At 46.7% G+C, this 25,808-nt stretch carries 28 protein-coding genes and 1 tRNA gene; 8 read left to right on the forward strand and 21 right to left on the reverse strand.

All coding sequences use genetic code 11. The features are described from left to right. Nucleotides 1–24 precede the first annotated feature (24 nt). A complete protein-coding gene (locus ACTTK6_RS03560; RefSeq protein WP_158219059.1) occupies nt 25–186 on the forward strand; it encodes a hypothetical protein in 162 nt (53 codons plus the stop codon). Between the two features lie 461 nt (nt 187–647). Here the strand turns inward: ACTTK6_RS03560 and ACTTK6_RS03565 are convergent, their stop codons facing one another. After that, entirely contained in the window at nt 648–1,184 is a 537-nt protein-coding gene (locus ACTTK6_RS03565) for a YceI family protein (RefSeq protein ID WP_079476746.1), read from the reverse strand. A gap of 279 nt (nt 1,185–1,463) precedes the next feature. Here ACTTK6_RS03565 and ACTTK6_RS03570 point away from each other — a divergent pair, with 279 nt between their 5' ends. Continuing rightward, nucleotides 1,464–1,832, forward strand: coding sequence for a cupredoxin domain-containing protein (locus ACTTK6_RS03570; protein WP_462832713.1), 369 nt, complete (start codon nt 1,464–1,466; stop codon nt 1,830–1,832). Nucleotides 1,833–1,917: 85 nt separating this feature from the next. Here the strand turns inward: ACTTK6_RS03570 and ACTTK6_RS03575 are convergent, their stop codons facing one another. After that, a complete protein-coding gene (locus ACTTK6_RS03575; RefSeq protein ID WP_462832714.1) occupies nt 1,918–2,904 on the reverse strand; it encodes an aldo/keto reductase in 987 nt (328 codons plus the stop codon). A 268-nt stretch (nt 2,905–3,172) separates the two neighbouring features. Between ACTTK6_RS03575 and ACTTK6_RS03580 the strand changes: the two genes are divergently transcribed. Together ACTTK6_RS03580 and ACTTK6_RS03585 are read left to right on the forward strand one after the other, a co-directional pair. Beyond that, nucleotides 3,173–4,225 carry an EAL domain-containing protein gene (locus ACTTK6_RS03580; RefSeq protein ID WP_462832715.1) on the forward strand — a complete coding sequence of 351 codons (1,053 nt, stop codon included), beginning with the start codon at nt 3,173–3,175 and terminating at the stop codon, nt 4,223–4,225. Between the two features lie 143 nt (nt 4,226–4,368). Beyond that, the gene (locus ACTTK6_RS03585; protein WP_079476750.1) at nt 4,369–5,139 is read left to right on the forward strand and encodes an SDR family NAD(P)-dependent oxidoreductase; all 771 of its coding nucleotides are present in this window, start codon (nt 4,369–4,371) and stop codon (nt 5,137–5,139) included. Between the two features lie 63 nt (nt 5,140–5,202). Here ACTTK6_RS03585 and ACTTK6_RS03590 read toward each other — a convergent pair whose 3' ends face one another. Together ACTTK6_RS03590 and ACTTK6_RS03595 are read right to left on the reverse strand one after the other, a co-directional pair. Then, nucleotides 5,203–5,424: a hypothetical protein gene (locus ACTTK6_RS03590; RefSeq protein WP_462832717.1), complete on the reverse strand. Its 222-nt coding sequence runs from the start codon at nt 5,422–5,424 to the stop codon at nt 5,203–5,205. Between the two features lie 52 nt (nt 5,425–5,476). Further along, the gene (locus ACTTK6_RS03595) at nt 5,477–5,851 is read right to left on the reverse strand and encodes a PilZ domain-containing protein (protein WP_158219060.1); all 375 of its coding nucleotides are present in this window, start codon (nt 5,849–5,851) and stop codon (nt 5,477–5,479) included. Between the two features lie 354 nt (nt 5,852–6,205). Between ACTTK6_RS03595 and ACTTK6_RS03600 the strand changes: the two genes are divergently transcribed. Together ACTTK6_RS03600 and ACTTK6_RS03605 are read left to right on the forward strand one after the other, a co-directional pair. Next, entirely contained in the window at nt 6,206–6,988 is a 783-nt protein-coding gene (locus tag ACTTK6_RS03600) for a TerC family protein (protein ID WP_462832718.1), read from the forward strand. Nucleotides 6,989–7,722: 734 nt separating this feature from the next. After that, nucleotides 7,723–8,322, forward strand: coding sequence for a hypothetical protein (locus tag ACTTK6_RS03605; protein ID WP_079476755.1), 600 nt, complete (start codon nt 7,723–7,725; stop codon nt 8,320–8,322). A 488-nt stretch (nt 8,323–8,810) separates the two neighbouring features. Here ACTTK6_RS03605 and ACTTK6_RS03610 read toward each other — a convergent pair whose 3' ends face one another. The 7 genes from ACTTK6_RS03610 to ACTTK6_RS03640 form a co-directional block, all read right to left on the reverse strand. Beyond that, nucleotides 8,811–9,653: a phytoene/squalene synthase family protein gene (locus tag ACTTK6_RS03610; RefSeq protein WP_462832720.1), complete on the reverse strand. Its 843-nt coding sequence runs from the start codon at nt 9,651–9,653 to the stop codon at nt 8,811–8,813. A gap of 64 nt (nt 9,654–9,717) precedes the next feature. Further along, nucleotides 9,718–11,166, reverse strand: coding sequence for a phytoene desaturase family protein (locus ACTTK6_RS03615; protein ID WP_462832721.1), 1,449 nt, complete (start codon nt 11,164–11,166; stop codon nt 9,718–9,720). After that, complete coding sequence (locus tag ACTTK6_RS03620; protein ID WP_462832722.1) at nt 11,163–12,659, reverse strand: phytoene desaturase family protein; 1,497 nt, start codon at nt 12,657–12,659, stop codon at nt 11,163–11,165. The genes ACTTK6_RS03615 and ACTTK6_RS03620 overlap by 4 nt, the downstream gene beginning before the upstream one ends. Nucleotides 12,660–12,803: 144 nt before the next feature. Continuing rightward, a complete protein-coding gene (locus tag ACTTK6_RS03625; protein ID WP_094907919.1) occupies nt 12,804–13,658 on the reverse strand; it encodes a fructosamine kinase family protein in 855 nt (284 codons plus the stop codon). Continuing rightward, on the reverse strand, nt 13,658–14,125 hold the full coding sequence (locus ACTTK6_RS03630; protein WP_079476760.1) for a low molecular weight protein-tyrosine-phosphatase: 468 nt from the start codon (nt 14,123–14,125) through the stop codon (nt 13,658–13,660). The genes ACTTK6_RS03625 and ACTTK6_RS03630 overlap by 1 nt, the downstream gene beginning before the upstream one ends. Before the next feature lie 12 nt (nt 14,126–14,137). Beyond that, nucleotides 14,138–14,575 carry a YaaR family protein gene (locus ACTTK6_RS03635; RefSeq protein ID WP_079476761.1) on the reverse strand — a complete coding sequence of 146 codons (438 nt, stop codon included), beginning with the start codon at nt 14,573–14,575 and terminating at the stop codon, nt 14,138–14,140. Between the two features lie 17 nt (nt 14,576–14,592). Then, the gene (locus tag ACTTK6_RS03640; protein ID WP_462832724.1) at nt 14,593–15,717 is read right to left on the reverse strand and encodes a M20/M25/M40 family metallo-hydrolase; all 1,125 of its coding nucleotides are present in this window, start codon (nt 15,715–15,717) and stop codon (nt 14,593–14,595) included. 102 nt (nt 15,718–15,819) lie between these two features. Between ACTTK6_RS03640 and prli42 the strand changes: the two genes are divergently transcribed. Next, nucleotides 15,820–15,900 (forward strand): stressosome-associated protein Prli42, encoded by an 81-nt coding sequence (gene prli42 / locus ACTTK6_RS03645; protein WP_156847924.1) that lies wholly within the window; start codon nt 15,820–15,822, stop codon nt 15,898–15,900. 75 nt (nt 15,901–15,975) lie between these two features. Here the strand turns inward: prli42 and ACTTK6_RS03650 are convergent, their stop codons facing one another. The 3 genes from ACTTK6_RS03650 to ACTTK6_RS03660 form a co-directional block, all read right to left on the reverse strand. Further along, nucleotides 15,976–16,992, reverse strand: a complete 1,017-nt coding sequence (locus ACTTK6_RS03650) for an aromatic acid exporter family protein (protein ID WP_079476763.1) — start codon at nt 16,990–16,992, stop codon at nt 15,976–15,978. Between the two features lie 169 nt (nt 16,993–17,161). Continuing rightward, a tRNA-Arg gene (locus ACTTK6_RS03655) sits at nt 17,162–17,236 on the reverse strand. 73 nt (nt 17,237–17,309) lie between these two features. Further along, nucleotides 17,310–17,672, reverse strand: a complete 363-nt coding sequence (locus tag ACTTK6_RS03660) for a hypothetical protein (RefSeq protein WP_244897377.1) — start codon at nt 17,670–17,672, stop codon at nt 17,310–17,312. A 170-nt stretch (nt 17,673–17,842) separates the two neighbouring features. On the opposite strand from ACTTK6_RS03660, the gene ACTTK6_RS03665 reads away from it, so the two are divergent. Beyond that, nucleotides 17,843–18,079, forward strand: coding sequence for a hypothetical protein (locus tag ACTTK6_RS03665; protein WP_079476764.1), 237 nt, complete (start codon nt 17,843–17,845; stop codon nt 18,077–18,079). A 70-nt stretch (nt 18,080–18,149) separates the two neighbouring features. On the opposite strand, the gene ACTTK6_RS03670 is transcribed toward ACTTK6_RS03665, so the two are convergent. The 7 genes from ACTTK6_RS03670 to ACTTK6_RS03700 form a co-directional block, all read right to left on the reverse strand. Continuing rightward, nucleotides 18,150–18,578: a BrxA/BrxB family bacilliredoxin gene (locus tag ACTTK6_RS03670; RefSeq protein ID WP_079476765.1), complete on the reverse strand. Its 429-nt coding sequence runs from the start codon at nt 18,576–18,578 to the stop codon at nt 18,150–18,152. 80 nt (nt 18,579–18,658) lie between these two features. Further along, nucleotides 18,659–19,672 carry a metal ABC transporter solute-binding protein, Zn/Mn family gene (locus ACTTK6_RS03675; protein ID WP_462832725.1) on the reverse strand — a complete coding sequence of 338 codons (1,014 nt, stop codon included), beginning with the start codon at nt 19,670–19,672 and terminating at the stop codon, nt 18,659–18,661. A gap of 130 nt (nt 19,673–19,802) precedes the next feature. Further along, entirely contained in the window at nt 19,803–21,041 is a 1,239-nt protein-coding gene (locus tag ACTTK6_RS03680; protein WP_094907923.1) for a dihydrolipoamide acetyltransferase family protein, read from the reverse strand. A gap of 13 nt (nt 21,042–21,054) precedes the next feature. Then, nucleotides 21,055–22,038 carry an alpha-ketoacid dehydrogenase subunit beta gene (locus tag ACTTK6_RS03685; RefSeq protein ID WP_094907924.1) on the reverse strand — a complete coding sequence of 328 codons (984 nt, stop codon included), beginning with the start codon at nt 22,036–22,038 and terminating at the stop codon, nt 21,055–21,057. A gap of 1 nt (nt 22,039) precedes the next feature. After that, a complete protein-coding gene (locus tag ACTTK6_RS03690; RefSeq protein WP_462832726.1) occupies nt 22,040–23,047 on the reverse strand; it encodes a thiamine pyrophosphate-dependent dehydrogenase E1 component subunit alpha in 1,008 nt (335 codons plus the stop codon). 20 nt (nt 23,048–23,067) lie between these two features. Next, on the reverse strand, nt 23,068–24,483 hold the full coding sequence (gene lpdA / locus ACTTK6_RS03695; RefSeq protein ID WP_462832727.1) for a dihydrolipoyl dehydrogenase: 1,416 nt from the start codon (nt 24,481–24,483) through the stop codon (nt 23,068–23,070). Nucleotides 24,484–24,687: 204 nt separating this feature from the next. After that, the gene (locus tag ACTTK6_RS03700) at nt 24,688–25,788 is read right to left on the reverse strand and encodes a Leu/Phe/Val dehydrogenase (RefSeq protein ID WP_462832729.1); all 1,101 of its coding nucleotides are present in this window, start codon (nt 25,786–25,788) and stop codon (nt 24,688–24,690) included. Between the last annotated feature and the right edge of the window lie 20 nt (nt 25,789–25,808).

The raw sequence follows: 25,808 nt of genomic DNA on the forward strand, positions 1-25,808 counted from the left end.
AACTTTTAGAAAGAGGGGCTTGAAATGAAAAAGAAAAATAGTACAGATTGTCCAAAAGTACTGGCCGAGCTGGATGAAAAACAAGCACGTCTTGATAAGTATCGCAAAGAAATACGTGAAGGCAATAACAAAGAAGTTACAGATCTCGGGGATTTAAGCAGACCTCTCCATAACAAAAAAAGATAAACTGGCCTCTATATATCCTGATTTGCTGCATTTTGAAGTTTACAGGTATACGATTGAGCCGGTTTTCCACTCATAGCCTCCGCTTCTTCTGCATTAAAAAGAGCCTTCCCGCTTTTACTGGGCAGGGAATGCTCTTTTTGTTATTGTTAATTTTACATACAGGCGCTTTTTCTTTTTTATATATTTAGTTTTAAGCGTACTTTCCAGTTTTATCATCAGTACCCTCTTCTCTCTTTGAAAGGAGCGACTGAGCCTATGTGGAATTTTATCAAATTGTATTTTGGACTTGCTGTCGGCCTGGCAGTCTTTTTTGCACTGGTTTTACTGGCTGCCGGCGCCTACGGATAAGCCCCCTCTTAAACCGGAGGATGATATTCATCCATAATAAAAGGACTTTTAGACATCTCTCCAGGAGGTCTAAAAGTCCTTTATTTTATAATACATGTACTTCTGTTCTAACTTTAATCCTGCTTGTGCAATTCCATCTCAATATTAATTTTCACGTCTTCGCCAACGAGCACGCCGCCCGTTTCAAGTGTAGCGTTCCAGGTTAAGCCAAATTCTTTACGGTTGACAGTAGTTTGGCCGCTGAACCCGGCTACCATATTTCCGCTCATCGGATCTTTGCTTTGGCCCTCAAACGTGACGTCTAAGGTAACCTCTTTCGTCGTGCCTTTAATCGTAAGATCGCCTGTCACATCATATTCGCTTTCACCTGTTTTTTTAACTTCCTTGCCGACAAATGTCATTTTAGGATAGTTTTCAGCATCAAAAAAATCCGCAGACCGTAAATGGCCATCACGATTTTCATCACTGGTATTAATGCTTGCTACATCAATCACCACTTCAATTTCTGCATCTGTTAAGTCTTCCACATCCACTTTTAACGTTGCGTCAAATTGATCAAACGTGCCCTTCGCTCTTGAGATCATCATGTGCTTTACCGAAAAGCCAATTTCACTGTGCACGGGGTCGACTGTCCAGACTGTTTTCGCCATAAGTAACTCCTCCTAAAAATACATTTATATAAACTAATGAAACTACAGATAGTATAAAGGTATCAAGTCTTTAAATCTACTTTTTCGACTTTAAAATAACAAATATTCCGTTATTTCCAAATAATTGTTCTTATTTTCAAGGAAGTTTTTGTCTTCTACTATGATTTTACTTTACAATAATTGAGAAGGCAGTTACCTATTTGAACCCAGCTGCAGGGCTCTTTTCTTCTGGCCTTTTCGAGTAATACCAGTATGTTAATGTTGAAAGGAGATTTTACGATGAAGTTTTCCGTACCAGCACTTTTTCTTGGCTTAACTGTTTTTCTTTCCGGGTGCGGCGGCAGTGATGGAGGCAATGGATCCGAAAGCACCAGTGAAAATGCCGAGGCTCAAACCATGGATGTTACCGCTACTGACTTCGAGTTCGATCAGGAAGAATATACGGTTGACGCCGGTGAGCCTGTAAACGTCAGCTTAACGAGCCAGGAAGGCGGCCACGGCCTTGCCATCGACAACTTTGACATAGATATTCAAGGCGAAGGCGAAGCAACGTTCACTCCAGAAGAGCCGGGGAGATATAACATTTACTGTAGCGTGCCTTGCGGCGAAGGCCATGCGGACATGACCGCTACACTTATTGTCCAGTAAGCCCAGACAGTTTTATTTAGTTTCCTATTGGATAAAAAAGCCGCCGTTCCTGAATCCAGGGACGGCGGCTTCGATTAGTCGGTTTTTATTCTTTGATAGGAAGCGGCGCTTCGGGCGACACCAATCTTTCTTGGCGCAGCTCCTGCCAGAACCCAGCCGGAATATTAGCGTTTAATGCTTCAAGGTTGTCCTGAATCCGCTGTGGGCGGCTTGCTCCAGGTATTACAGCTGCCACTGCGGGATGGGCCGCTGAAAATTGCAGGGAGGCTGCAATTAAGCTGACATTGTGACGCTCGGCAATAGTCTTCATTTGCTCGACACGGGAAGCAATTTCAGGCGGAATATCCGAATATTCGTACGTCGAGCCGCCAGCCAGAACACCTGAACCAAATGGCGCACCAACAATAATGCTGACATTCTGTTTTTCAGCCGCCGGCATTAAGCGCTGCAGGGCGTGCTCATGGTTAAGCAGCGTGTATCGTGTTGCCTGCAGACTGATATCCGGATTGGAAGTTTCAAGGTCAAGGGCAAGTTCAATTGGTTCTGTGCGGTTTACTCCGATCCCCCAGGATTGGATGACTCCCTCTTCGCGAAGTTTAGTCAGTTCACGGAAGGCGCCTGTTCTTGCTTCCTCAAATTTGGCAAGCCATTCGTCTCCCTGAAAATCCGGGGAAATATCATGCACATATACAAAGTCGAGTCGATCCATCTGCAGACGCTCCAAGCTCTGCTCAATCGACCGGCGTGTACCTTCTGCAGTATAATCATCAATAACTTTGTTTTTGCGGCCATTGGCAAACAGTCCTTCTTTTTCTTCTGTTTCGTCTAAAATGTACCGGCCGACTTTTGTACTTAATACATAATCGTCGCGATTATGCTTAGCTAAGGCTTTTCCTGTACGCAGCTCCGCAAGCCCTGCTCCGTAAAAAGGCGCGGTGTCGAAGTAACGGATGCCGTGCTCCCAGGCTGCTTCAATTGTCTCTATAGCTTCCTCCTCCGGAATTTCGCGGTACATATTCCCAAGCGGCGCTGTTCCAAAGCCAAGTTTTCCTTCCTGCTTTAAGTTTATCATTATCGGTTTCCTCCTTTATAAAGGTTCTTAACAGTCGTATTTAACTTTACTGGCTGCCATACTTCATCTGAAGTGATCCAGCTTCCTGACAATGATCACTTTAAATTAGTTACCGTTCACGGGAAGGTTTAAACATAGGTGTCTCATTCAAAAACTTCAGGCTGGTTTCGTCTCGGCCCGTGTTAATGCTGCCTTCTCATTGCTCACTTGAATATCCAGCTTATAAACCGATATTATTATAAAAACTACATCAATTTGGAGGCTACGTATGAAAAACGGTTGCGACATTTGTATGCCCGGACAGCAGGGCTATACTTTTATTTTCGAAAACGGGCAGTCACCTGCCATTCTTAATCCTTATTTTGCTGAACACAAGAACCACCAGTGGCAGCAATTAGATGACCATATGGCATGGATGGAAGAAACTATTGCTTTTGATTTACTCGATTACCTGGAGGTGCATTACAATCCCAACGAGATTTTTGTCTACCGGGCCACAAAAGATGCTCCGCTGGAGAACACAGCAGCCAGGCAGCCCCTCCGTTCACTTCATGATCATAAAGAAGCAGCCTGGATCGACGACATTATCGATCAGGAGCAAATCCAGTCGCACTACCAGCCTATTGTCCAGCCCAAATCCGGAAGCTATACTATTGTCGGCCACGAACTCCTTTCCCGCGGAAAAGGAGCAGACGGAAGCACGATTGCCCCATTTTTTCTGCTTGAAGCAGCCCGTGTCCGCAACCGCCTGTTTGCGCTTGACCGTGTCTGCCGCATGGCTTCTGTTAAAAATGCAGCCGCCATTAAAGATAAGCTGATTTTCATCAATTTTATTCCAACTGCTATTTATGTACCCGAGCACTGCTTATCAACCACGATCCGCCTGATAAATGAAAAGGGAATCGCGCCGGAAAATGTCGTTTTCGAGGTTGTAGAAAGCGATGAAGTCCAGGACATTGAGCATTTAAAAGCGATTCTTAACTATTACCGGAAGCATGGCTTTAAATACGCTCTCGATGATGTCGGCACCGGGGCCAATGATCTCAAAAAGCTTTCCTACCTTGAGCCGGATATTGTGAAACTGGCCAGAGAGTATTCTGACGGAGTAAGCAGGGATCACGAAAAGCAAAAAGTTGCGGCGGCATTACTCCAGGTCGCTGCCCATACTGGTTCTCAGCCGCTTGCCGAAGGAATTGAACGTAAAGAAGACGCCGACTATTTAGCAGAAATGGGGTACGAATTGTTTCAGGGCTACTATTTCGCCAAACCGCAGGCCCAGCCGTTGGACGCCCTTCCACGCACCTTGAATACTAACCATTGATTTTAAAAGCATGTGTCCGGCACATGCTTGAAGGCAGTATGCCCTACTCCCTCTTCTTTGTTTTAATTCTTTAGTCACAGGGAAAAGTTACGGATGCCACACTTATTATAAATAAATCCTCATATGGAAGGGGTGCTTTTCTCATGAAAAGACTTGAAGGTTACACATCTATAATAACTGGAGGCGCGGGGGGTATTGGTAAAGCTGCGGCTAAGAAATTCCTTCTAGAAGGCGCCAATGTCATGCTCGTGGATATGAATCAGGAATCGTTGGACAGCGTTAAAGCTGAACTCGATGAATATGGCCCTGTAGAAACGACAGTGGCCGATGTTACGAATGAAGATGACGTAAAAAATTATGTAGATCAAACAGTGAAACAGTTTGGAACAGTAGATGTCTTTTTTAACAACGCAGGCATCGAAGGCAAAGTAGCTCCTATTCCAGAGCAGAGCGCTGACGATTTCATGAAGGTAATGAACGTCAACGTATTAGGGAGCTTCCTCGGATTAAAATACGTGATGCCCGTCATGGCGAAGCAAAACAGTGGCAGCATCATAAACACTTCCTCTGTTGCAGGGTTGATGGGGTCCCCGGGCGTTAGTCCGTACACCACCTCCAAGCACGGTGTAGTGGGATTGACCAAAACAGCGGCTCTCGAAGTAGCCGACTCCAACGTTCGTGTTAACTCCATTCACCCATCGCCGGTAAACACCCGGATGATGCGTTCACTCGAGAAAGGATTTAACCCGGACGATGCGGAATCTGCCCGCACCGAGCAGGAGCAGGCGATACCAATGAACCGCTACGGAGAATCTGAGGATATCGCAAACCTTGCATTATTTCTTGCTTCTGATGAATCCAACTTTATTAGCGGTTCCCAGTATCGTATCGACGGCGGAATGGCAGCTAAGTAAAAATTCACTTGTACAGAAGGCCCCCGGCTTCAGCGCCGGGGGCCTTCTATCTTCCAGTCCGAATTATATATCTATAAATTGGTTACCCTTTTCTGTCACTACCGGATCTATATATTCCACCTTTTCATCTTTTTCATCTGTAACTTTTTCGGCTTCAAGCATTGCTTCTTGGATCAAATAATCAAAGTGGGCTTCTTCATTGGAGTTGTCCGGGGAAATCGTCCCTTCTTCCTTAGCAGCAATGCGGGCGATCAGCAGCAGCTCTTTTAATAAATCGTTATTCATACTTCTCCTCCTCCACTACTGACATGTGTTGCAGGTGAAATTTATAAGGTTTTTAATTTTGGCGCTCTTTATGCGCAAGGTTTAACTGGTGCACCGTCCACACCAGCTCATTTTTTTGATCATTGACTTCATCCGGAAAAAAGGCTCCATACATATAGCCTTCGCTTTGTTTTTCTTTCCGCTTTATACATCCGTGAAGAGTGAAATGTTTATGGAGCGCGCGAAAGGAAAAGGTTAAAAGCACACGGTCAGTGACTGGCAGGTTCAAACGGGAGAAAAAACGCATGCCCCCGCCGGAAAGATCATAGATCGCCATACTCCCTTCCGCGCTGTTCACGGTAACGCTATCCATCTGATAAATAAAAAAGGTCCCATGCAGTGGTTGAATTTCAAAATAGTAGCGTAGATTTTTTCTTGAATCCGGCATATCCTTCTCCTTTATCTTCATACGGAATATGTGCTTTATCAATAGTATATAGACTCTATCTTTCGATTTCAAAAGCGTTTTTCCAGCTTCCTCTCTACATTTTTAATAAAGATTGACTTTGTGCTTGCTTCGGAATATGATTAGTATAGATTAAAAGGGGAGTAGCTTTCCTGCATCCGCATCGTCATGACGGGCTTTAGCGCCCCGGTGCTGATGGTAGTTATCAAACTATAAGCGAGACCTTTTCTTCTTCGTAACAGTTACGGGGAGGAAAAGGTTTTTTTACGCCTTTTCCTTCGGATCATTCAGGGAAAAGGCTATTATTATGCCTTTTCTTATAAGGGGAGAAAAGGAATGGATGCAAGTTTATTAATGGAATACAGTTGGGTGCTGGTCATTCTGGTTTTGCTTGAAGGCGTGCTGGCAGCAGATAACGCGATGGTATTGGCAGTAATGGTGAAGGACCTTCCTGAAAAACAGCGGAAAAAGGCCTTGTTTTACGGGTTGTTCGGCGCTTTTTTATTTCGCTTCGGATCACTTTTTATCATCAGCTTTTTGGCGGGTGTCTGGCAGGTGCAGGCGATCGGGGCCGCTTATCTTCTATACATTGCCATTAACCATATTATCAGGCATATGGTCCGCCACCACCAGCACCAAAACGAGGTTGCTGTAACGAACAAAACTAAGTCGCCCGGCTTCTGGAAAACTGTTTTAAAGGTAGAGCTTGCGGATATTGCGTTTGCCGTCGATTCGATTCTTGCTGGTGTCGCTCTTGCTATTACCCTGCCTGCCTCCGGTCTCCCGTCTATTGGAGGCCTTGATGGTGGAATCTTCGCGGTTATTTTATTCGGTGGATTGATCGGGGTTGTTATTATGCGTTTTGCTGCCGGTAAGTTTGTTACCCTGCTGGAAAAACGCCCTGGCCTCGAAATTACTGCCTTTGTTATCGTTGGCTGGGTTGGGGTAAAGCTTGCCGTCTATGCTTTGAGTCATCCGGCACTGCACATCATTCCGGAAGCTTTCTCCCATTCGCCGCTTTGGAAGGCTTCCTTCTATATCATTCTCGTTGTGATCGCAGTTAGCGGCTGGTTTTTATCCAGTCCGAAAATAGAAGATGAAACAGCAAAAGAACGTTAAATAATTAAAATTCTATTCAGTATTATTGCAATTAGCTTTGCATATAAACCAGGCGCCTTTAAGCAGATAAAAGCTTGAGGGTGCTTTTTTTACAAATTCTTCAAGCCTAGCCTGGACGTTTATTTATATAGATTGAAGGTAAAAAGAGATGAGAATAAAATTTAATTTTACGGCTGACAATAATGATTATTCTTTTGGTGGCCTGTCCACCCAGGAATTTACTTACAGGCACCCAGAAAAAACAGAAGCATTTATATTAATCAGCAGCTTTCCAAAGATAATAAGAACGCTTTTGTTGGCCGGAATGTCCTGACTGGGCATCTGGAGCACGTATGAAAATTTGCTTGGAACGCTTGGCGAAGGCCTTGCTTTCACCCGTACAAAAAAGCAGGCTCAGCAGGCACGTATTGAAAAAATATCAAAAGCGGCGATTCAGATGTTTTTGAGGAAATGTTTAATGAACAAGCATAAAGGATATATGTTTATAGTTCATTCTTAATTATCAGGCGCGGCGGTAATGGTTGGATAATAAGCTAACCCATGAGCCAGCAGAAGAAAGCTTTTTCTTTGCTGACTCTTTTTTAATTCCCTGGACCGCTGCCGGTGAAGTTAGCATTGAAATCTGAACTTAAAGGAGTTCCCGGTAACCAGATGGGGCTTTGCCCAGCACAGTTAATTATTAACAGCCTTTTCTTACAGGCTGGCCTATTTAAAATCGAAAAGGAGTAGATATCATGGGTAACACTTCCAGCAAGAAGACACTTCCAATTATCGCGCTTTCAGCCGCAGCTATCGGAGGCGGGGTTTACTGGTATACGAAAAGCTCCGGAAGCACCAGCCAGAGCGGGAGCAGCGAAGGCATCAAGGATAAAGTAAATAAAGCGAACCAGGAAATTGATACGGACGAACTGAAAAGCCGTTTCCAGCGCACTGTGGAGCTTGCCAAGCAGGCGACGACCCAGCTGCAGGAGATTTATAATGATTACGGCAAAGACATTATCGAACAGATTCAGCAGGTGAAAAAAGATTCCGAAGGCGTGGTGTCTACGGCAAAAGAGGCCGGCGATGAGCTGAAGGACGTAGCCGATACCGCCAAAGAGGCAGAGCAGGAGCTCGAAGGAGTAAAAGATCAGGCGAAACAGGGTGCAGAGCAGGTATCTTCTTCTAATTCTTCCTCTGATGATTCCAATAACTCTGATTCTGAGAACAGTGCCAACCAAAACATCCAGGAATCTCCCGAGGAAAAAATAAAACGAAAAGACGATCAAGCGGACATTGAGCCGCAGGAAGAAGGAAAAAATCAGCGGGACCCAAACAGCAAAGGCAATAACTAAACTTTCTTTCCGCAGAGAAAGCAAAAGAGCTTCTAAAAATAGCTAAACCACCGGGCGCCCGGTGGTTTTCTATATTTACCGGTCATATATCGACCTTTTCTGCATGCTCGCCGTTGTCTACGTGCGTAACGCCGAATGGCTTTTTCCCATGCCCGTTATAAAAAACATCCAAATCATGAAATATACGGTGAATCGTTTCCGCCGTCTGTTCTTCTTCGATATCAGATTGTTCCTTCTGCTGAAAGCGCTCGCTCCAGGCAGCAGCGTTACGAAGATCCCTGGCTAAATCTGGATTATCCCTGCTGCCACTATGTATAGGCAGAATAAAACCGCCGGATATAATATCATCCCGCGGTTTACATTTAAATATTCACCTGCATTGTATCATACATAAATTGGCATTTTAAGAATTTGTTTTTAAAAAAGAAGACAGCCAGCAATCTCTGCCTGGTTGGCTTTTCGTCGTTTTTAAAGCCAATTTGTCACATTTAGGAAGAAATTCTTTTTAAGATGCTCCATTTATCCCGTTTAGAAACGTAAGCCCGCTCTTTGAAAACCTGATAATTATTTTTTCGTACCGACTCTAAAATTGCCTGATACATATAGGCAGCTCCCTTAACAGGATATCTGGCATCCTTTGGGTACTGATCAATTGATTCGAGTGCTTCTGCATAAAGCTCCTCTGCCCTAGCGGCGGTTTCTTCCCATGCCTGTACAAATGACGAATCCAGACGGTGCTGGTAAAGCTCCTTCTTAGTATATCCATGCTTTTCCAATATTTCTACAGGGAAATAAACGCGCCCCCTATCCAGGTCTTCTCCAACATCCCGCAGAATATTTGTCAGCTGCATCGCCTTTCCAAGAGCAATGGCCCCCGGCTTCAGATGCTCAAACCGCTCCGGAGAAAGGATAGGCAGAAGCATCAGCCCCACAGTTCCTGCTACATAATAGGAATACCCTTCAACTTCTTCCAATGTGTAATAAAAAAATTTTTCCAAATCCATATACTGCCCCTGAATCATATCCAGAAAAGGCTGTACTTCCATATCGAACCGTTCGAACGTGTCCCTAAGTGCAATCCATTGCAGCGATGGTTGGTAAAAGGGATCACGCAGGAACTGGTGAAACATAGTTTCAAATTCTTTTAATTCCTGTTCCGGGTTTTCTCCTTCATCCACAATATCATCTACCGTGCGGCAAAAAGCGTAAACGGCCCATACACCCTGTCTTTTTTTAAGAGGCAGAATATCAAATGCCTTCGAAAAAGTTTTGCTGTGCATTGTGATGATGCGATGGCATTCCTCGTATGCTTTTTCTAACGTTGGTTTCATACTTCTCATCCCCTCTCCCGCATTTCAGAAGCCAAGCGATGGCTGGTCCCCTGCCGGGTGTATATCAGAAAACATCCTGCTTTCTTCCTACCTTAAGATGCTCTGCTAACAATTTTGCTCCCTGCATGACAATCGGCACACCGCCACCAGGGTGCGTCGAAGCGCCTACCGCGTATACGTTGTTGTACGAAAACGGCTTAAGCTGCGGCCGGAATGCACCTGATTGAGTAAAACCTGGTGCAATTCCGAAGCTTCCTCCTTCATACAACCCGTATCTTTCAGCATCCTTAGGCGTTCGAACCTGCATCCACTGAATCGAAGAACGCAGGTGCGGGAATCCTTTATTTTCGACCGCTTCTAAAATAGACTGAATAAACTCGTCCTGCACCTCCCAGTCGATATTATCTCCTGATGGTACGGGAACAAGTAGATACAGCACACTCTTACCTTCCGGGGCGAGGGTAGAGTCTATTAAAGACGGGTGGAATGCATAAATACTCGGGTCTTCCGGTAATTCTTTCGTGTCAAAAACCTGCTTCATTTGATGATCAAAATTATTTCCCATGAAAAATTGGTGTATAGAAGCCTTTGTATATATTTTGTCTAATCCTAAATAAACTAGCAAGCATCCTGATGAAGAAGTGTATTTTTTTTGTGGTTTCTTTTCCACCAGCTGTTCTGCTGCCGGCAGTTCACAATTACAAATCAGCCGCTCTGCCGGCTCTACCCGCTTATCCGTTTTTAAGGCGGTGAACGTCTTTTCTTTCGCCTGGATGCTTAGTGCTGTCTCTTCAAATCGAAATATTACTCCGCGCCGTTCAAGTTCTTCCCTGATTTTTTCGATCAGTGTGGCATATCCTCCCCGGATATACCAGATGCCGTGATACTGCTCACTGAAGGAAACCAGAGAGTAAATACCGGGGGTAGTGGCAGGATTTCCGCCAATATAAAGAGTCTGAAACGAATACGCATCCCTGAGCCTGGCATCTTCAAAATAATCCGCCACCTGGGATCTAACCGGCTGATAGGCTTTCATCTGCCACAGAGAACGGATGTTACCCGCAGTGAAAAATTCCCGTTTACGCATAAATGAGCGGGATAAAAAATCCCTTTCTCCCTGCAGGAAATTCTTCTTCATATCCCGTATAAATCTTTCAAAGTTTTCTTCTTCTCCAGGGAAAACACGAGCCATCTCATTTTTCTGCTTGTCGGGATCACTCCATTTATAAAATTCCGTGTCATCAGCAAAAACCATCCGATACAGTGGATCAATACGTTCCATAGATAATACTTCCGGGTCCATGCCTGCTTCGGCGAGTATTGCTTTGATTGTCTCCGGCAGCAGTACAATGGTTGGTCCTTCATCAATTTTAAATCCATCCTGCTTCACCCATTTGATTCTTCCGCCGGCTTCTTTGTCCTTTTCCACTATTGTTACTTTCTCACCCGCCTGCGTTAAATAGAGTGCTGTTACCAGCCCGCCGATGCCGCTTCCAACAATAATATTTTTCATTGCGCCCGCTCCCTGGCGTATTTAGCCGTTAGTGCCTGGGCAGTGATTCTGCCGGATACGATAATTGTCGGCAGGCCGCTGCCAGGATGCGTTCCTCCTCCCACCAGCCAACAGTTCCTTACGTCTTCGAACTTGTTATGCGGACGGAAATACATCATTTGATTTAAGCGATGGGAGAGGTTGAACACAGCTCCTTCGTATACATTACTGTCGATCTGCCAGTCCGTGGGTGTATAAATCTTTTCCACTTCAATATGATCCCGGAGGCCTTTAAACGGTGACCGGCTTTCCACCTGGTCAAGCACCAGGTCCCGAAAGCTCTCTTTGTTGTTTTCCCAGTCGATGCCGCTCTGGTTGTTTGGCACCGGGGCAAGCATATAAATTGGTGACTTTCCTGCAGGGGCGAGCGTCTTGTCGGTCACGGCGGGATTATGAATATAAATGGACGGGTCGTCTGAAACAATCTTTTCATGAATCATTTCTTCCACATTTTTTTTATAATCATTGGAAAAAACGATCGAATGATGAGCCGCTTCGGGATAAGTGGCGTCAACGCCTGCGTAGAGCATAAACGCTGAGCAGGAAAAGTCTTTTTCAGCCACTTTTTCTTTTTTCCACTTATTTAAAGGCTCGTCGAACAGTTCAGTAGCTGCATAGGCGAAATCTGCGTTCACCACTACTTCGTCCGCCCCGAATACTTCCCCATTTTCAAGCTCAACCCCTGCAGCCTGCTGTCTTTTCGTCCGTATTTTCCTGACCGGCGCGTTTAAGTAAAGCCGGCCCCCATCCTCTTCAAACGCCTTAGCCATTGCTTTAGGTATCTGATTCAATCCCCCAGTAGGGTGAACAATACCATATTCATGCTCCATATAGGAAAGAATGCTGAATGCCCCGGGGCAGTCCCAAGGCGACATTCCCAAATATTTGGACTGGAAGGTAAAAGAAAGCTTCATCCGCTCATCGGAAAAATACTGGCTCAGCACATCGTACACCGATTTGCCAAGCGCCAGGTGCGGAAGGGCTTTAAGCGTCCGGGGTTTCATGTAATCGAGCAGTGAGCCGTGCTCGTGCTCAAGCACCGGCAGAAGCGCCTCCCACCGTTTCCCCAGGTCATGCATAAAGCGGTCGTATCCCTTTTCGTCACCAGGAAAGGAAGCAGCGATCCTCCGTTTCATTTCCTGTTTATTGGAGGTCGGCCGGAAGCTCGAATTCTCAAAGAACAATTCATACATTGGGTCCAGATAGTTCCAGGAAATATAGTGCGCCAGATCCCTCCCGGTCGCTGAGAAAATTTCCTCGACGATATGCGGCATACTTAAAAATGTTGGACCTTTATCAAAACGATAACCATCTACATCCACATGGGATGTACGACCACCTACTTTGTCATCTTTTTCAAACAAACTTACTTGAAACCCCTGGCTTTGCAGCAGCATGGCAGCGGTAAGTCCTCCGGGGCCCGCCCCAATAACCGCAATATGTGTGTCTCTCACTCCAAAAAGCCCCTCTCTGTCAAAACCTTATGATCACGTCCAAAGTTTTATTCCCGTTTTTCTGCACTCTCAACCTGCCCAAAAATCCGGAAAATAGACATTGTAGAGGCATAAAAAAAGACCTTTCCAAAAGAAAGGTCCGGCTCAGCGGCTTCTGCTGTATAATGCAAGCACCCTGTCCACCTGGGTCCCGTACATTTCTCCAAATACATTTAAATGGACAAGCAAATAATATAGCTGATAGAGAGGCATCCGCTCTTCAAATTCAGCTTCGATCGGCTGAACAGTCTCATAAGCCTCATACGTCCGTTCAGAAAAACCTCCAAACAGCCGGGTAAAAGCAAGATCAAATTCATAGTCCCCGTACCAGCAGGCAGGATCGATCAAATACGGACGCCCTTCTTCGCCTGTAAGCCAGTTGCCGGCCCAAAGATCTCCGTGCAGCTTGACCGGCTGCCGGTCGTCCGGTATCCACTCCCCAAGATGATCCAGAATGTAGCGCAGGCGGCGGGCCCGTTCCTCCGTCAGTTTGCCAAGGGATCTGGCGATTTCCATCTGTGGCCGCAGCCGGTGGTCCCTAACAAAACGAACCCAGCTCGTTTCCCAGGAGTTCTCCTGGGGCAGTTCCCCGATAAAATTATCCTCTTCAAGACCAAAATAATCTCCGGAGGATTGGTGAAGGTGAGCTAGATCGAGTCCCAGCCATTCATCGGTGCGGCTGTTCCCTCTTCCCTGAATGATATCCATAATAATAAACTTCTTTGACCAGTGCAGAACGTCGGGAACATGCACTGCTTCCGATTCACGCAAAAATTCGAGCCCGCGTTTTTCCTGGCGGAAAAAATCATAAGGAGCTTCTTCATGCCATTTTATAAAATAGGAGCGGCGGTTTGTGTCCACGCGGTAGGCAGAGCTGATGCTTCCTCCGGAGAGGCTTGCTATATTAGTTACTTCTGCCTGTGGGTCTACATACCGTATCGCTTTTTGAATATGCTCCATTATACATTCTCCTGCTCTTTAATCCATTGTAGTAAATGGAAGGTACTCGTATTAACCAGTTCAAACACGTCTTTAAAATTATTCTCAAAATAAGGATCCGGCACGTCTTCGCCTGGGCGTTCCGGATGAAAATCCAACAGCTTCCATACCTTCCCGCTTCTTGCAGAAACCTGAAAGTCTTCAAGCATCTCAAGGTTCTGCTCATCCATAGCCACAATATAATCGGCTTCTTCCCCGGCCCCCACGACCCGGGACCGCCCAGGGCCTGCAGGGACTCCGTGCTGTTTAAGAACACCGACTGTGCCTTCGTGCGGCGGCGCTCCTGCGTGCCAATCACCAAGCCCGGCTGAATCCACTATTATTTTATTCTCCATTCCCGCTTCCTGCAAATGCTTCTGAAAAAGAGCTTCTGCCATTGGCGAGCGGCAGATGTTTCCTAAACAGATAAATAACACCTTTACACTCATAGCTTCTCTCCTTTACCCATAGAGATGTATAATCATGCCTTTAATTTCCCCGGCCATGTCGAGAAGAGAGAGGGGCTTTTGTTCCTGCTGCAGCATCTGGTCTGTCATTTCCACTAATTTTTTATCAATTTTTTCAATCAGCTGATGGGTTTTAAGCCTGCCGTCACTGCCAAAGGATCTTTCCTCATGCAGGTTCAATCCGTGGTCCTTCAGCTCCGTGAGGATTTCGCGCACAAGACGCTTATATTCTTTTAATTCCGGAATAGTCTGGTGCTCCATCAGGCGGCGCCCCTGCTGATCGAGCTGTTCGAGCATGATTCCCATTTGCCGGCTGAATGTTTTAGCCTGCTCGGTCTGCATCATTTCTGAAAATGGATTTTTTTCGGCTTTTCTTTCCTTTACGTTAGGCAGTGGTGCCTTTACATTCCCCTGAAGACGCTGAATATCCAATCGTCCGCCTTCCCCCTTTATTCTTCTTCTGCCGGCTCCGTTACGATAGCCGCCATAAATGCTGGTACTTTTACAAATTCTCTAATAAGCAGGCGTTCTTCAGTAGTGTGTATATTTTCATAACCAACACCCAAATTGATCGTAGGAATACCGTAACTTGAAATTACGTTTGCATCACTCCCGCCACCGCTTCTTACGGTTCGAGGCTCCACATCAAGCCGGTGGGCAGCCTGGACGGCCCGCTGCACCACGTCGTCGGATTCTGCCAGCACATAGCCTTCATACATTGGCTGTATATCCACAGAAGCCTGTGCGCCCATTTCTTCGGCTGCTTCTTCGAAAGCCTCCCGCATCGCAGCTACCTGCCGGCTCAACTTATCTGGTTTAAAAGAGCGCGCTTCTGCAGAAATTACAACTTCATCGCACACGACGTTGGTCTGGGTGCCCCCGGCAAAGCTTCCAATATTAGCTGTGGTTTCTTCATCAATTCGTCCGAGCGGCATTTTGGTTATTGCTTTAGAAGCGACACTGATGGCCGATATGCCTTTTTCAGGCTCCACTCCCGCATGCGCCTTTTTTCCGTAAATAGCAGCATGCATTTTCGTCTGGTACGGTGCAGCAGTGACAAGAGTACCTACAGGCCCGTCGCTGTCGAGCGCATAGCCCATATCAGCATGCACGAGACCCGTATCAAGATGTTTTGCTCCCACCAGTCCGGATTCCTCCCCGACTGTAATAATAAATTGAATATCGCCGTAGGAGGCCTCTTCTTCCTGAAGAACTTTTACCATTTCCAGCATGGAAGCAATTCCTGCCTTATCATCTGCACCGAGAATGGTCTCTCCCATCGATACAATATAATCGTCCTGCACCTCGGGCTCAATGCCTTTCCCCGGTTCGACCGTATCCATGTGGGCGGTGAAATAAATCACCGGCTTTATGCTGTCCGTGCCTTTCAGCGTACAGACCAGGTTTCCTGCTCCATGACCGGTGAGGGATTTTGCATTATCTTCTTTCGTTTCAAGCCCCAGCTCCTGAAATTTCCGTTTAATGACATCGGCTATTTTGGCTTCGTGTTTCGTTTCCGAGTCAATTTGTACCAGTTCGATAAATTCCTGTATTAAACGTTCTTGATTTGCCATCACTATTATAACTCCTTTGCGGATTGCTTAGGTTTATTATATATTTTTTCGCCTGCTGTGTTATAATTTGAGCATTAGTTTCCATTGAAAGCGGGGGTTAGAATGCAGAAAGTCATTATTTACATTATGATCTTTGCGCTTGTCGGCAGCAGCCTGTTAATGGGCGGAGCAGTAATGTTTTAAATCAATACCTCTGCTCTGCTTGTATGTATAGGAGGAAGCAGAACTTCCGGGCGCCCATGCCCGGGGTTCTGCTTTTTATTTATTCCTTCGTGCCTTCTGCCTGTTTAATCGCTTGCCCGATATGGTGTGCGTCCGCTTCGGGTCGGGTTTAAACATTTTTTTAATGAGCAGGTATTCTTCAATTTCATACAAAATGTAAAATAAAGAAGATCGTATTTCGAATTCATGCCTCGTCTTTGGCAGCTCCATCTGCTGGATTTCAAGCTTCATCTCGTCAAGACGATATAAGAAATAGCCGGCAGTATTGCCCGGAGAGACGGCGTCGCTTAACTCATCCATATAATCAGCCATTTTATGCCCCTGGGGCACAGACTGGTCAATGGAAGAAATAAACGGCAAAATACTTTCGAGTACCGAAAACTGCTTTTCTCTCATGCGGAAGTAGTGGTAGAAGTAGTCATCATCCCGGAGAAAATGATTGTCTATGTCCCGCAGAGCTTTTCCTTTAGCTTCATCAATAATTTTAGCTGCTTCCGAAAATTCCCCGCCGTCCCAGATGTTATCTCCAAAGCGAAGGTAGTTTGCGTATTCCTCCCAGATTTTGCGGAAAGCGTCTTCGAGGCTTAACTGGTCCTGGGCCAGGCTTTTTTCACTGCTCGGCATGTACAGGTTCATGATTAAAGCTACCCCGATACCGATAAAAATAATTGCCAGCTCGTTCATCCATATGCCTGCGCTCACCTGTCCCTCTGTATAAAGGTGCAGAACTATCACGCTGCTTGTAACGATTCCCCGGGCGGCATTAGCCGCTACGCTGAGTGGAATGCTGATCAGAAACAGCATCGCAACAGCCACTGGATTGTAGCCGATTAGTTCAAAAAATACACTCGCTACTCCCAGGCCGATCACGCAGGAGACGAGTCGTTCAATACTGACTGTCAGAGAGCCTCTTTTGGTCGTGGTAATACAAAGAATGGTAATGACGCCTGCCGATATGTAGTAATCGAGCTGCAGCAGCTGGGCAATGTATACGGATATAGCAGTACCTACTGCTGTCTTCAGCGTCCGATAGCCAATTCGGAATCTCCCCATCTAAAAAACCTCTCTGTTTGTTCATTCGTATCTGTATTATATCGTAAACCCGGGCGCAGGGAAACTGACTAAGATGTTTCAGCCCTGGTCCTCTTGCACGCGCCCATTACATTCCAAACAGCATATAAAAAAGCAAAGGAATAGCTCCTTTGCTCACACATTTATTCATTGGTGCGCCTACCAGGACTCGAACCTGGAATGCGAGAACCGGAATCTCGAGTGATATCCCTTTCACCATAGGCGCTTTTGTCATATGTTTTAACAAGACAATGAATACTATACCAATGAACGAATAGTAAAGTCAACCCATTTTTAAATTATGTTTCTTCGGAAGAACCCTCCAGCATTTTTTCAAACTGGCCGTTGATATCTTCTTCACTGTAGCCTGCTTCCTGCAGCCGTTTAGTGAAATGCTGGGAATACACTTTGGAACGTTCATGCATCTTGCCGAACTTTTTTGCCTCCTGCTTTTTTTTCGTACGTTTCTGGCGGTCTTCGGCGTTGGACATGAGGCTTTCCGTAATAAATAAAGCTTTCCATACCTGCTCCTCTTCGTAGCCGGAGGCGTTTGTATCAAGCTCATCGATGACATTCTGGTAGTAATCGCGAAACTCATCATACGAAATTTCCTCGTCCATATTTAAGTATTCCTGAATTTTTTCATAATACGTTTGAATCATTTGTCTCCGCCCTTTTCATTTATGTAGTCCGAAACAGTATACCATGAATCTAAACCTGAGCGTCAAGACGCCCCTGCTGTCTTTTCTTATTTTTGCAAATGACGTTTAAAGCAAAAGCGATGAAGGGAAGAACCCTTTATAGATCTTACACGAAGAAAGAGGGATAACAAATGGCAGAAGTAACATTCAAAGCTAACATAGGCGAACCTCAGACAACAATTGCCTCCAACGGTAAAACCTTATGGTACAGCGTAACTAAAGAAGAAGGCCCGTCCACCAAAAGCAATGACTTTCGGGTTGGCTTTGAGACCTCTCAGGAATTCGAGCCCAAAACAAGCGAAATCGTGTTTCCGGATGTCGATACTACTGTAGAGCAGGACGGCAATATTTATCATTTAGAAAAGTAAGTGCCATAGGCTCCTCGGCCAGAGAGGAGCTCTTTTTTTGCAAAAAAAAAAGCGCCCCGGAGGGCACTTATTATTTTGCGCAGTATTGATCGAAAGCTTCTTCGAGTTTTTGAACAACCTGAATCGGTTCATGGCCTTCGATTTCATGACGTTCCACCATACGAACGAGTTCGCCGTCTTTTAGGAGCCCAAATGACGGAGATGACGGTGGAAACCCTGTGAAATAAGAACGGGCCTGTTCTGTTGCTTCTTTGTCCTGACCTGCAAATACGGTAACAAGCCGGTCGGGCTTCGTATCATAATTCGTCATGTAAGCTGCTGCCGGACGGGCAATGCCTCCAGCACAGCCGCATACAGAGTTTACCATGACGAGCGTTGTGCCTTCTTTATTCAACACCTCATCGACTTCTTCAGGCGTACGGAGAGACTGGTAACCAGCTTCTTCGATTTCGTCTCGGGAAGCTTGTACTATATCATTGACGTAAAAATCAAAATTCATTAAAATCCTTCCTTTCCTTCACCGAATACCTATATTGTAGCGGATAGGGAGAGAAAATCACAAGTGAGAAGCTCGAAAAGTTATTCATTCAGTGCTTTTTCAAGATTATCGACATTCTGATTCATCAGCGAAACGTAGGTAACCCCGTCAGCAACTTCTTCTTCACTGGCGGACTCAAGGTTGTTTAACGTATAAACCTCCGCCCCGATTTCTTCCTGAAGAACATCCGTCGTATCGGATGGAATATTTTCTTCCACCATAATAGCATTCAGATCATTTTTTTCTGCTGTATCGATAATTTCATTGATTTCCTGCGTGGACGGCTCGCTCTGGGCATTCACTCCGTTAATAGCTATCTCTTCGAGTCCGTACCGTTCCTCCCAATAGCCGTAAGCTGCATGGGAAACGATAAATTGATCTTTGCTGCTTTCTTCTGCAAGAGTTTGGAATCGCTCGTTGATTTTATCGAGTTCTGCTGTCAGTTCCTCATAGTTTTCTTCATAAGCCTGCTCATGATCAGGATCTGCTTCAACGAGCTGTTCTTTAATTACAGTAGCCGCTTCCTTCGCCTGAACCGGATCGATCCATATATGAGGATCTGTGCCCCCGTGATCATGGGCATGCTCTTCTTCACTGTGGCTTTCTTCTTCATGCTCTGCATGCTCTTCGTCGGTTTCCCCTTCTTCGTGGCTGTGGCCTTCTTCATGACTATGGCCTTCTTCTGCGCTTCCCACTGCTTCTGCCACCTTGGCTATCTGCACGTCCTGGTTGCCAATCGTGCTTTCCACTTCGTCGGCAAAGCCTTCCATTCCGCTCCCGGTCATCACGAACAAGTCACCCTCTGCTATGTTTGTGAGCGTCTGCGGCGTCGGGTCGTATGTATGTGCATCCGAGCCCGCCGGTACAACGTTTTCTACTTTTACGTGCTCCCCGCCGATTTGCCTGGTGAAATCCTCCCAAGCAAAGAGCGTCGTATAAACTTCGACCTTATTTTCATTTTCGGATCCCTGATCGCTTTGGTCATCTGCTGCTCCACAGGCACTTAAAGTAAAAAATGCTGCCCCAGCAGCTCCTAAAATAAAATGTTTTTTCATTATCGCACCTCTTCATCGTAATGATTACGTTTTGTATGTATATTGATTTTAGCGCAGGGAAATAGTTTTGTAAATAAGAGTGATTCTTTTTTAAGCATGAAAAAAGAGACTCCCTAAGGGGAAGCCTCTGTTAAATGTTTTCGGTCCCTTTATAATTTTCCAGCCGCTGCTTTAAATCGGCTAAAAACCGCCCGCACAGAAGACCGTCTAAAATACGGTGATCCAGGGAAAGACACAGGTTAACCATATAGCGTATTGCTATCATATCACCCTGCATAACAACCGGACGTTTAACAATTGATTCCACGGAAAGAATGGCGGCCTGTGGATGATTGATAATCGGCATGGACTGCACAGAGCCGAAAGATCCGGTATTATTCACCGTAAACGTTCCGCTTTTCATTTCTTCTGCTTTAATAGTTCCCTGGCGGACCTTGGTTGCCAGAGACTGCATGTCCCGGGCGAGACCACGGATATTTTTTTCATCTGCCCGTTTGATGACTGGCACGTAAAGAGCCTCCTCGCTGGCCACAGCCATCGAAAGGTTTACTTCCTTGCGCTGGATAATCCGGTCACCGTCCCAGGTGGAATTAAGGCTTGGAAACAGCTGCAGGGATTCGGAGACAGCTTTCATGAAAAACGGCAGGTACGTAAGCGAAAAACCTTCTTTTTGCTTAAAGTCATCCTTCACGCTGTTCCGGTACGCCACCAAATCCGTAACGTCTACTTCGATCATCGTCCAGGCATGGGGAATTTCCTGTTTGCTCTTCACCATGTTGTCTGCGATAGCTTTTCTTGCTCCAGTTACCGGAATAATTGTGTCACCTTCACGCTCCTCCTGATTTTCTGAAGGTTTCGTGGAATAGATAGGAAACGGTGAAGGCGCAGCTTCTTCCTGCTTGGTTTTTTCCGCACCTTCCCGGATCGCTTTTTCTACGTCTTTTTTTGTGACGCGTCCTTGTTTGCCGGAGCCTTCGATATTTTCAAGGCTCAGCCCGTTCTCCTGTGCGAGCCGCCACACCACCGGTGAATACCTCTTTTTCATCGATTTTTCTTCCTCCCCGCCTTCTTGTCCCGGGGCCGTTTCTGCATAAGAAGCCGAAGCTTTTTCTACTATGTCCGGCTGCGTTTCTTCTGTTTCCATATAGCATATAAGCGTCCCCACAGCTACTGTTTCGTTTTCTTCAGCAACGAGCTCGCTGATTTCTCCAGTATAAGAGCTGGGGATTTCTGCACTTACTTTATCTGACAGCACTTCTGCGATGGGGTCGTATTTTTTCACTTTATCTCCCGGCTTTACGAGCCACTGGGAAATCGTACCTTCTGTGACGCTTTCCCCAAGCTGCGGCATCGTTACTTCTTTGCGCATCCTTGATACCCTCCTAAAATTCCGCCAAATCTCTTATCGCCTTCGTGATTTTATCCGTATTCATTAAAAATTCTTTTTCAAGTGTCGGAGCGTAAGGCATGGCCGGCACATCGGGAGCTGCCAGCCTCCGGACCGGGGCGTCCAGGTCAAATAAGTTGTGTTCAGAAATGATTGCCGACACTTCACTCATAATGCTTCCCTCGAGGTTGTCCTCAGTGACAAGCAGTACCTTTCCTGTCTTAGCTGCTGCTTCTTTGACGGCTTCCCGGTCGACTGGATAAACGGTTCTTAGATCCAACAGATGCACATCTATGCCTTCGGCGGCAAGCGTATCAGCAGCCTGGCTGGCCAAATGCACACAAAGGCCGTATGTAATCACGGTGACATCCGTGCCTTCACGTTTGACTGCCGCTTTACCGAGTGGTACGGTGTAATCTTCTTCCGGCACCTCGTCCTTGAGCATTCGGTACGCACGCTTATGCTCGAAAAACAGCACTGGATCGTTGTCCCTGATGGACGCCTTCAGCAGTCCTTTTGCATCGTACGGCGTGGACGGAATCACTACTTTCAGGCCCGGCGTATTGGCAAACAGCGCCTCCACTGACTGCGAATGATAGAGGGCGCCGTGCACTCCGCCGCCAAACGGCGCCCGGATGGTGAGCGGACAGTACCAGTCATTATTAGAGCGATAGCGGATTTTGGCTGCTTCAGAAACAATTTGGTTTACTGCAGGCATAATAAAATCTGCAAACTGCATTTCTGCTACCGGGCGGAGGCCGTACATCGCTGCCCCTATGCCTACTCCGGCGATCGCTGATTCAGAGAGCGGCGTGTCGATAACGCGTTCGTCGCCGTACGTGCTGTGCAATTCTTCGGTCGCACGGAACACCCCGCCCTTCAGACCGACATCCTCGCCCAGGACAAACACGTTCTCATCCCGCGCCATTTCTTCTTTCATCGCTGTATTGATTGCCTGAATATAAGACATGACTGCCATATTAGTTCCCTTCTTCCTCGTAAACATACTGTCCAAGCGTTTCTACTGCCGGATACTCCGCTGCTTCAGCGGCGTCAGTGGCGGCATCTACCTCTTCGCGAATCCGCTGCTCCATGGCCTGTTCTTTTTCTTCGGTCAGGATGCCTTCGGTCCGCAGGTAGTTCGCAAAAGCTACGACCGCGTCGGTCTGCTTTTCCTCGTCCATTTCTTCGACCGTCCGGTACAGTTTATCATTATCATCGCTTGAATGCGGTGTAAGTCTTGCCACCATCGCTTCAACGAGGCTTGGTCCCTTACCGGCACGTGCCCGGTCCACTGCTTCTTTTACAGCCTGATACACTTCAAACGGCCTTGTCCCCTCTACGGTTACCCCCGGCATGCCATATCCTTTTGCACGGTCAGCAACATGTTCGCAGGCGAGCTGTTTGCTGAGAGGCACGCTGATAGCATATTTATTGTTTTCACAGAAAAATACGACTGGAAGATCATGAACGCCGGCAAAGTTCATGCCTTCATGGAAATCTCCCTGATTGGAGGAGCCTTCGCCAAAGGTAACCATCGTAACAAAATCTTTGTTTTTCATTTTAGCTGCGAGTCCAAACCCGGCAGCGTGGGGGATCTGGGTAGTTACCGGCGAGGACTGCGTCACAATCCGGTTCTTTTTCTGTCCAAAATGGCCGGGCATCTGCCGCGATTCAGAGTTAGGGTCTCCCTGTTTAGCGAAGGCCGCGAGCATTAAATCCTTCGCCGTCATCCCAAACGCCATCACAAGGCCAAAATCCCGGTAATACGGAAGCAGGTAGTCCTTATCACGGTCAAGCGCCATCGCTGCCGCTGCCTGTGCCGCTTCCTGGCCCTGGCAGGATACGACAAACGAAATTTTACCGGCGCGGTTCAGCAGCCACATTCTTTCATCAAGACGTCTCGCCTGCAGCATGATCTCATACATTGTGAGCGCTTCTTCGTCGCTTAAGCCTACTTCCCGGTGGGTACTGTATTCTTGAATCATATTCGTTGTTCCTCCTTATTTCATCCGTAATGAATGGCTTTTCCGTCTATCGCCAAAGCGCCTTCTGCATAGATTTCCGCCAGTGTCGGGTGGGCGTGCACGGCTCCTTGTATTTCAAGATAAGAAGCATTCATATAAACGGCAAGGGCGCCTTCGTTAATCAATTCGGTCGCTTTACGTCCCACAATATGGACACCGAGGACATCTTCAGTATCTTTATCCACGATCATTTTTATAAAGCCTTCCGGATCGTTTTCTACCAGGGCTTTGCCTATTGTCTGAAAAGGGACGGTGCTCGTTTTGATTTCCAGGCCGGCGTCTTTGGCTTTATGCTCTGTCCATCCTACCGAAGCCATTTCCGGCTCCGAGTAGACGCAGGAAGGCACATGCTTATAATCCAGGGGCTCTGGATGGTTCCCGAGCATGTGCTCTACAGCAATAATTCCTTCACGTGAAGCCACGTGGGCCAGCTGCATGCCACCGATGACGTCCCCGATGGCATACATGTGCGATTCCTTCGTTTGATACATGCCGGATGTCTGGATGAAGCTGTTCTGCACTTCGACTTCCGTGTTGTGGAGTCCCAGGTCTCCCGTATTACCGGTTCTTCCTACAGCGACGAGCATTTTTTCAGCCCCCAGGGTCTCTCCTGCCAAGGTACGGACAGCCAGTTCTTTGTTCTTCGTAAGCGAAGCAGGATCGAGCTCCGTATTTGTATAAATCCGGACGCCCTTTCGCTTCAATCGCTTTTCTGCTTCTTTTGAAACGGCGTGGTCCATCATTGGCAGCAGGCGTTCTCCAAGCTCTATCATCTGTACTTCCACGCCGAAGTCCTGAAGCATGGACGCCCATTCAACGCCAATCACCCCTCCACCGACAATGATAATTGACGAAGGGAGGGTTTCCGCTTCGAGCAGTTCCTCGGAGGATAAAATATATTCCCCGTCAATATCGAGTCCCGGCACAGTCGCCGGACGGGAGCCGGTGGCAAGCATAATTTGTTTAGGCTGCAGCATAATATTTTCCCCTTCGGTTTCTGTTTCTACTGAAATGGTACTTGCCGTTGGTGAAAATATAGAAGCCCCGAGGATGCGGCCGTGCCCGTAATATACATCCACCTCGTGCTTTGCTAACAGCTGCTGAACCCCTTTATGTAATTGTTGTACAGTCTGGTTCTTTTTCTCCCGGACTCTTCCGAACTGCAGCCGCACATTGTCTGCTTCGATGCCGTATGACAGGCTCTCCTGCATTGTTTTGTACATCTCTGCGCTTTTTAAATACGATTTACTCGGGATACACCCACGGTGCAGACATGTGCCGCCAATGTCCCGTGCTTCTACTACCGCCGTCGATAATCCTCTTTTTGCCGCGTGGACAGCGGCAACGTATCCGCCTGTACCAGCTCCTAATATGACCAGGTCATATTCTTTAGCCATAAAAATTCCTCCTGCGGGCTTTCACCCAGGATTTTATTCGTTCATCTCTATTTTATTTTAATGGATTTTTCCGTTTCATCATAGCACGAAAATAGATCTGGTGAAGAGAAGTTTTACCGTTCGGGGATTATTATAGCATATTCCAAGGGCCGTCCCTAAGACAGATACCGGGCTGACATTAAAAAAAGCAGCGCTCAGGCTGCTTTACCGATTCGTTAAAATATGCCGGGAGTGAGGGAGAAACTGTTTTCTTGAGCGATTGACGGATTCGATTCGTTCTTCAGCCAAACGGTTTGCCGCCTGATATGATGGAATGCCGTCACGTTTCGCAATTTCAAACACCCGGGCAATGTTATCATAGATGCCATCGACTTTTTTCAGGGCCCGTTCCCGGTCGTACCCATACAGTTCGTCAGCAATGTTAATTACGCCTCCTGCATTTATAATATAATCCGGTGCGTAAACGATCCCCTGCTCTTCTAAACGATTGCCATCTTCTTCTGTCTGCAGTTGGTTATTGGCAGCACCCGCTACAACTTTGGCCTGCATGCGTGGAATAGTACGGTCGTTCAGTCCACCACCTAAAGCACACGGACTGAAAATATCACACGCTACATCGTAAATGTCCCCCGGGGCCACCGCTTTTGCTCCGTAGGCTTGAACGGCTCGCTCCACCGAAGCTTCCCGGATGTCCGTGACAATTAAAGAAGCTCCTTCTTCATGAAGAAACCGGCACATTTCAAACGATACGTGGCCGACGCCCTGGACCGCAATTGTTTTACCAGAAAGCTCATCAGTACCAAAAGCTTCCTTTGCCGCTGCTTTCATCCCCTGATATACACCACGGGCAGTAACTGGCGAAGGATTTCCGCTCGAACCAGAAGCTGCAGACAGGGAAATACCGGTCACAAAGTTCGTTTCTTCGTGGATAATATCCATATCGTGCTCTGTTGTTCCCACATCCTCTGCCGTAATGTAGCGGCCGGCAAGGCCTTCAATATAGCGGCCGAATGCACGAAACATTTCTTCGTTTTTATCCGTACGGGCGTCTCCCATAATTACGGCTTTTCCCCCGCCAAGATTCAGCCCGGCCGCTGCATTTTTGTAGGTCATGCCCTTAGCGAGGCGCAGCACATCTTCAAACGCTGCTTCCTCGTTATCATACGTCCACATTCTCGTTCCACCCAGGGCTGGCCCGAGTGTCGTATCATGTATGGCAATAATTGCTTTTAATCCTGAGTTCCGGTCCTGGCAGACTACTACCTGCTCATAGTCGTGCATCTCCATGCGTTTAAACAATTCCATTTTGCATGCTCCTTTTGTAT

Source organism: Marinococcus salis, from assembly GCF_054971365.1.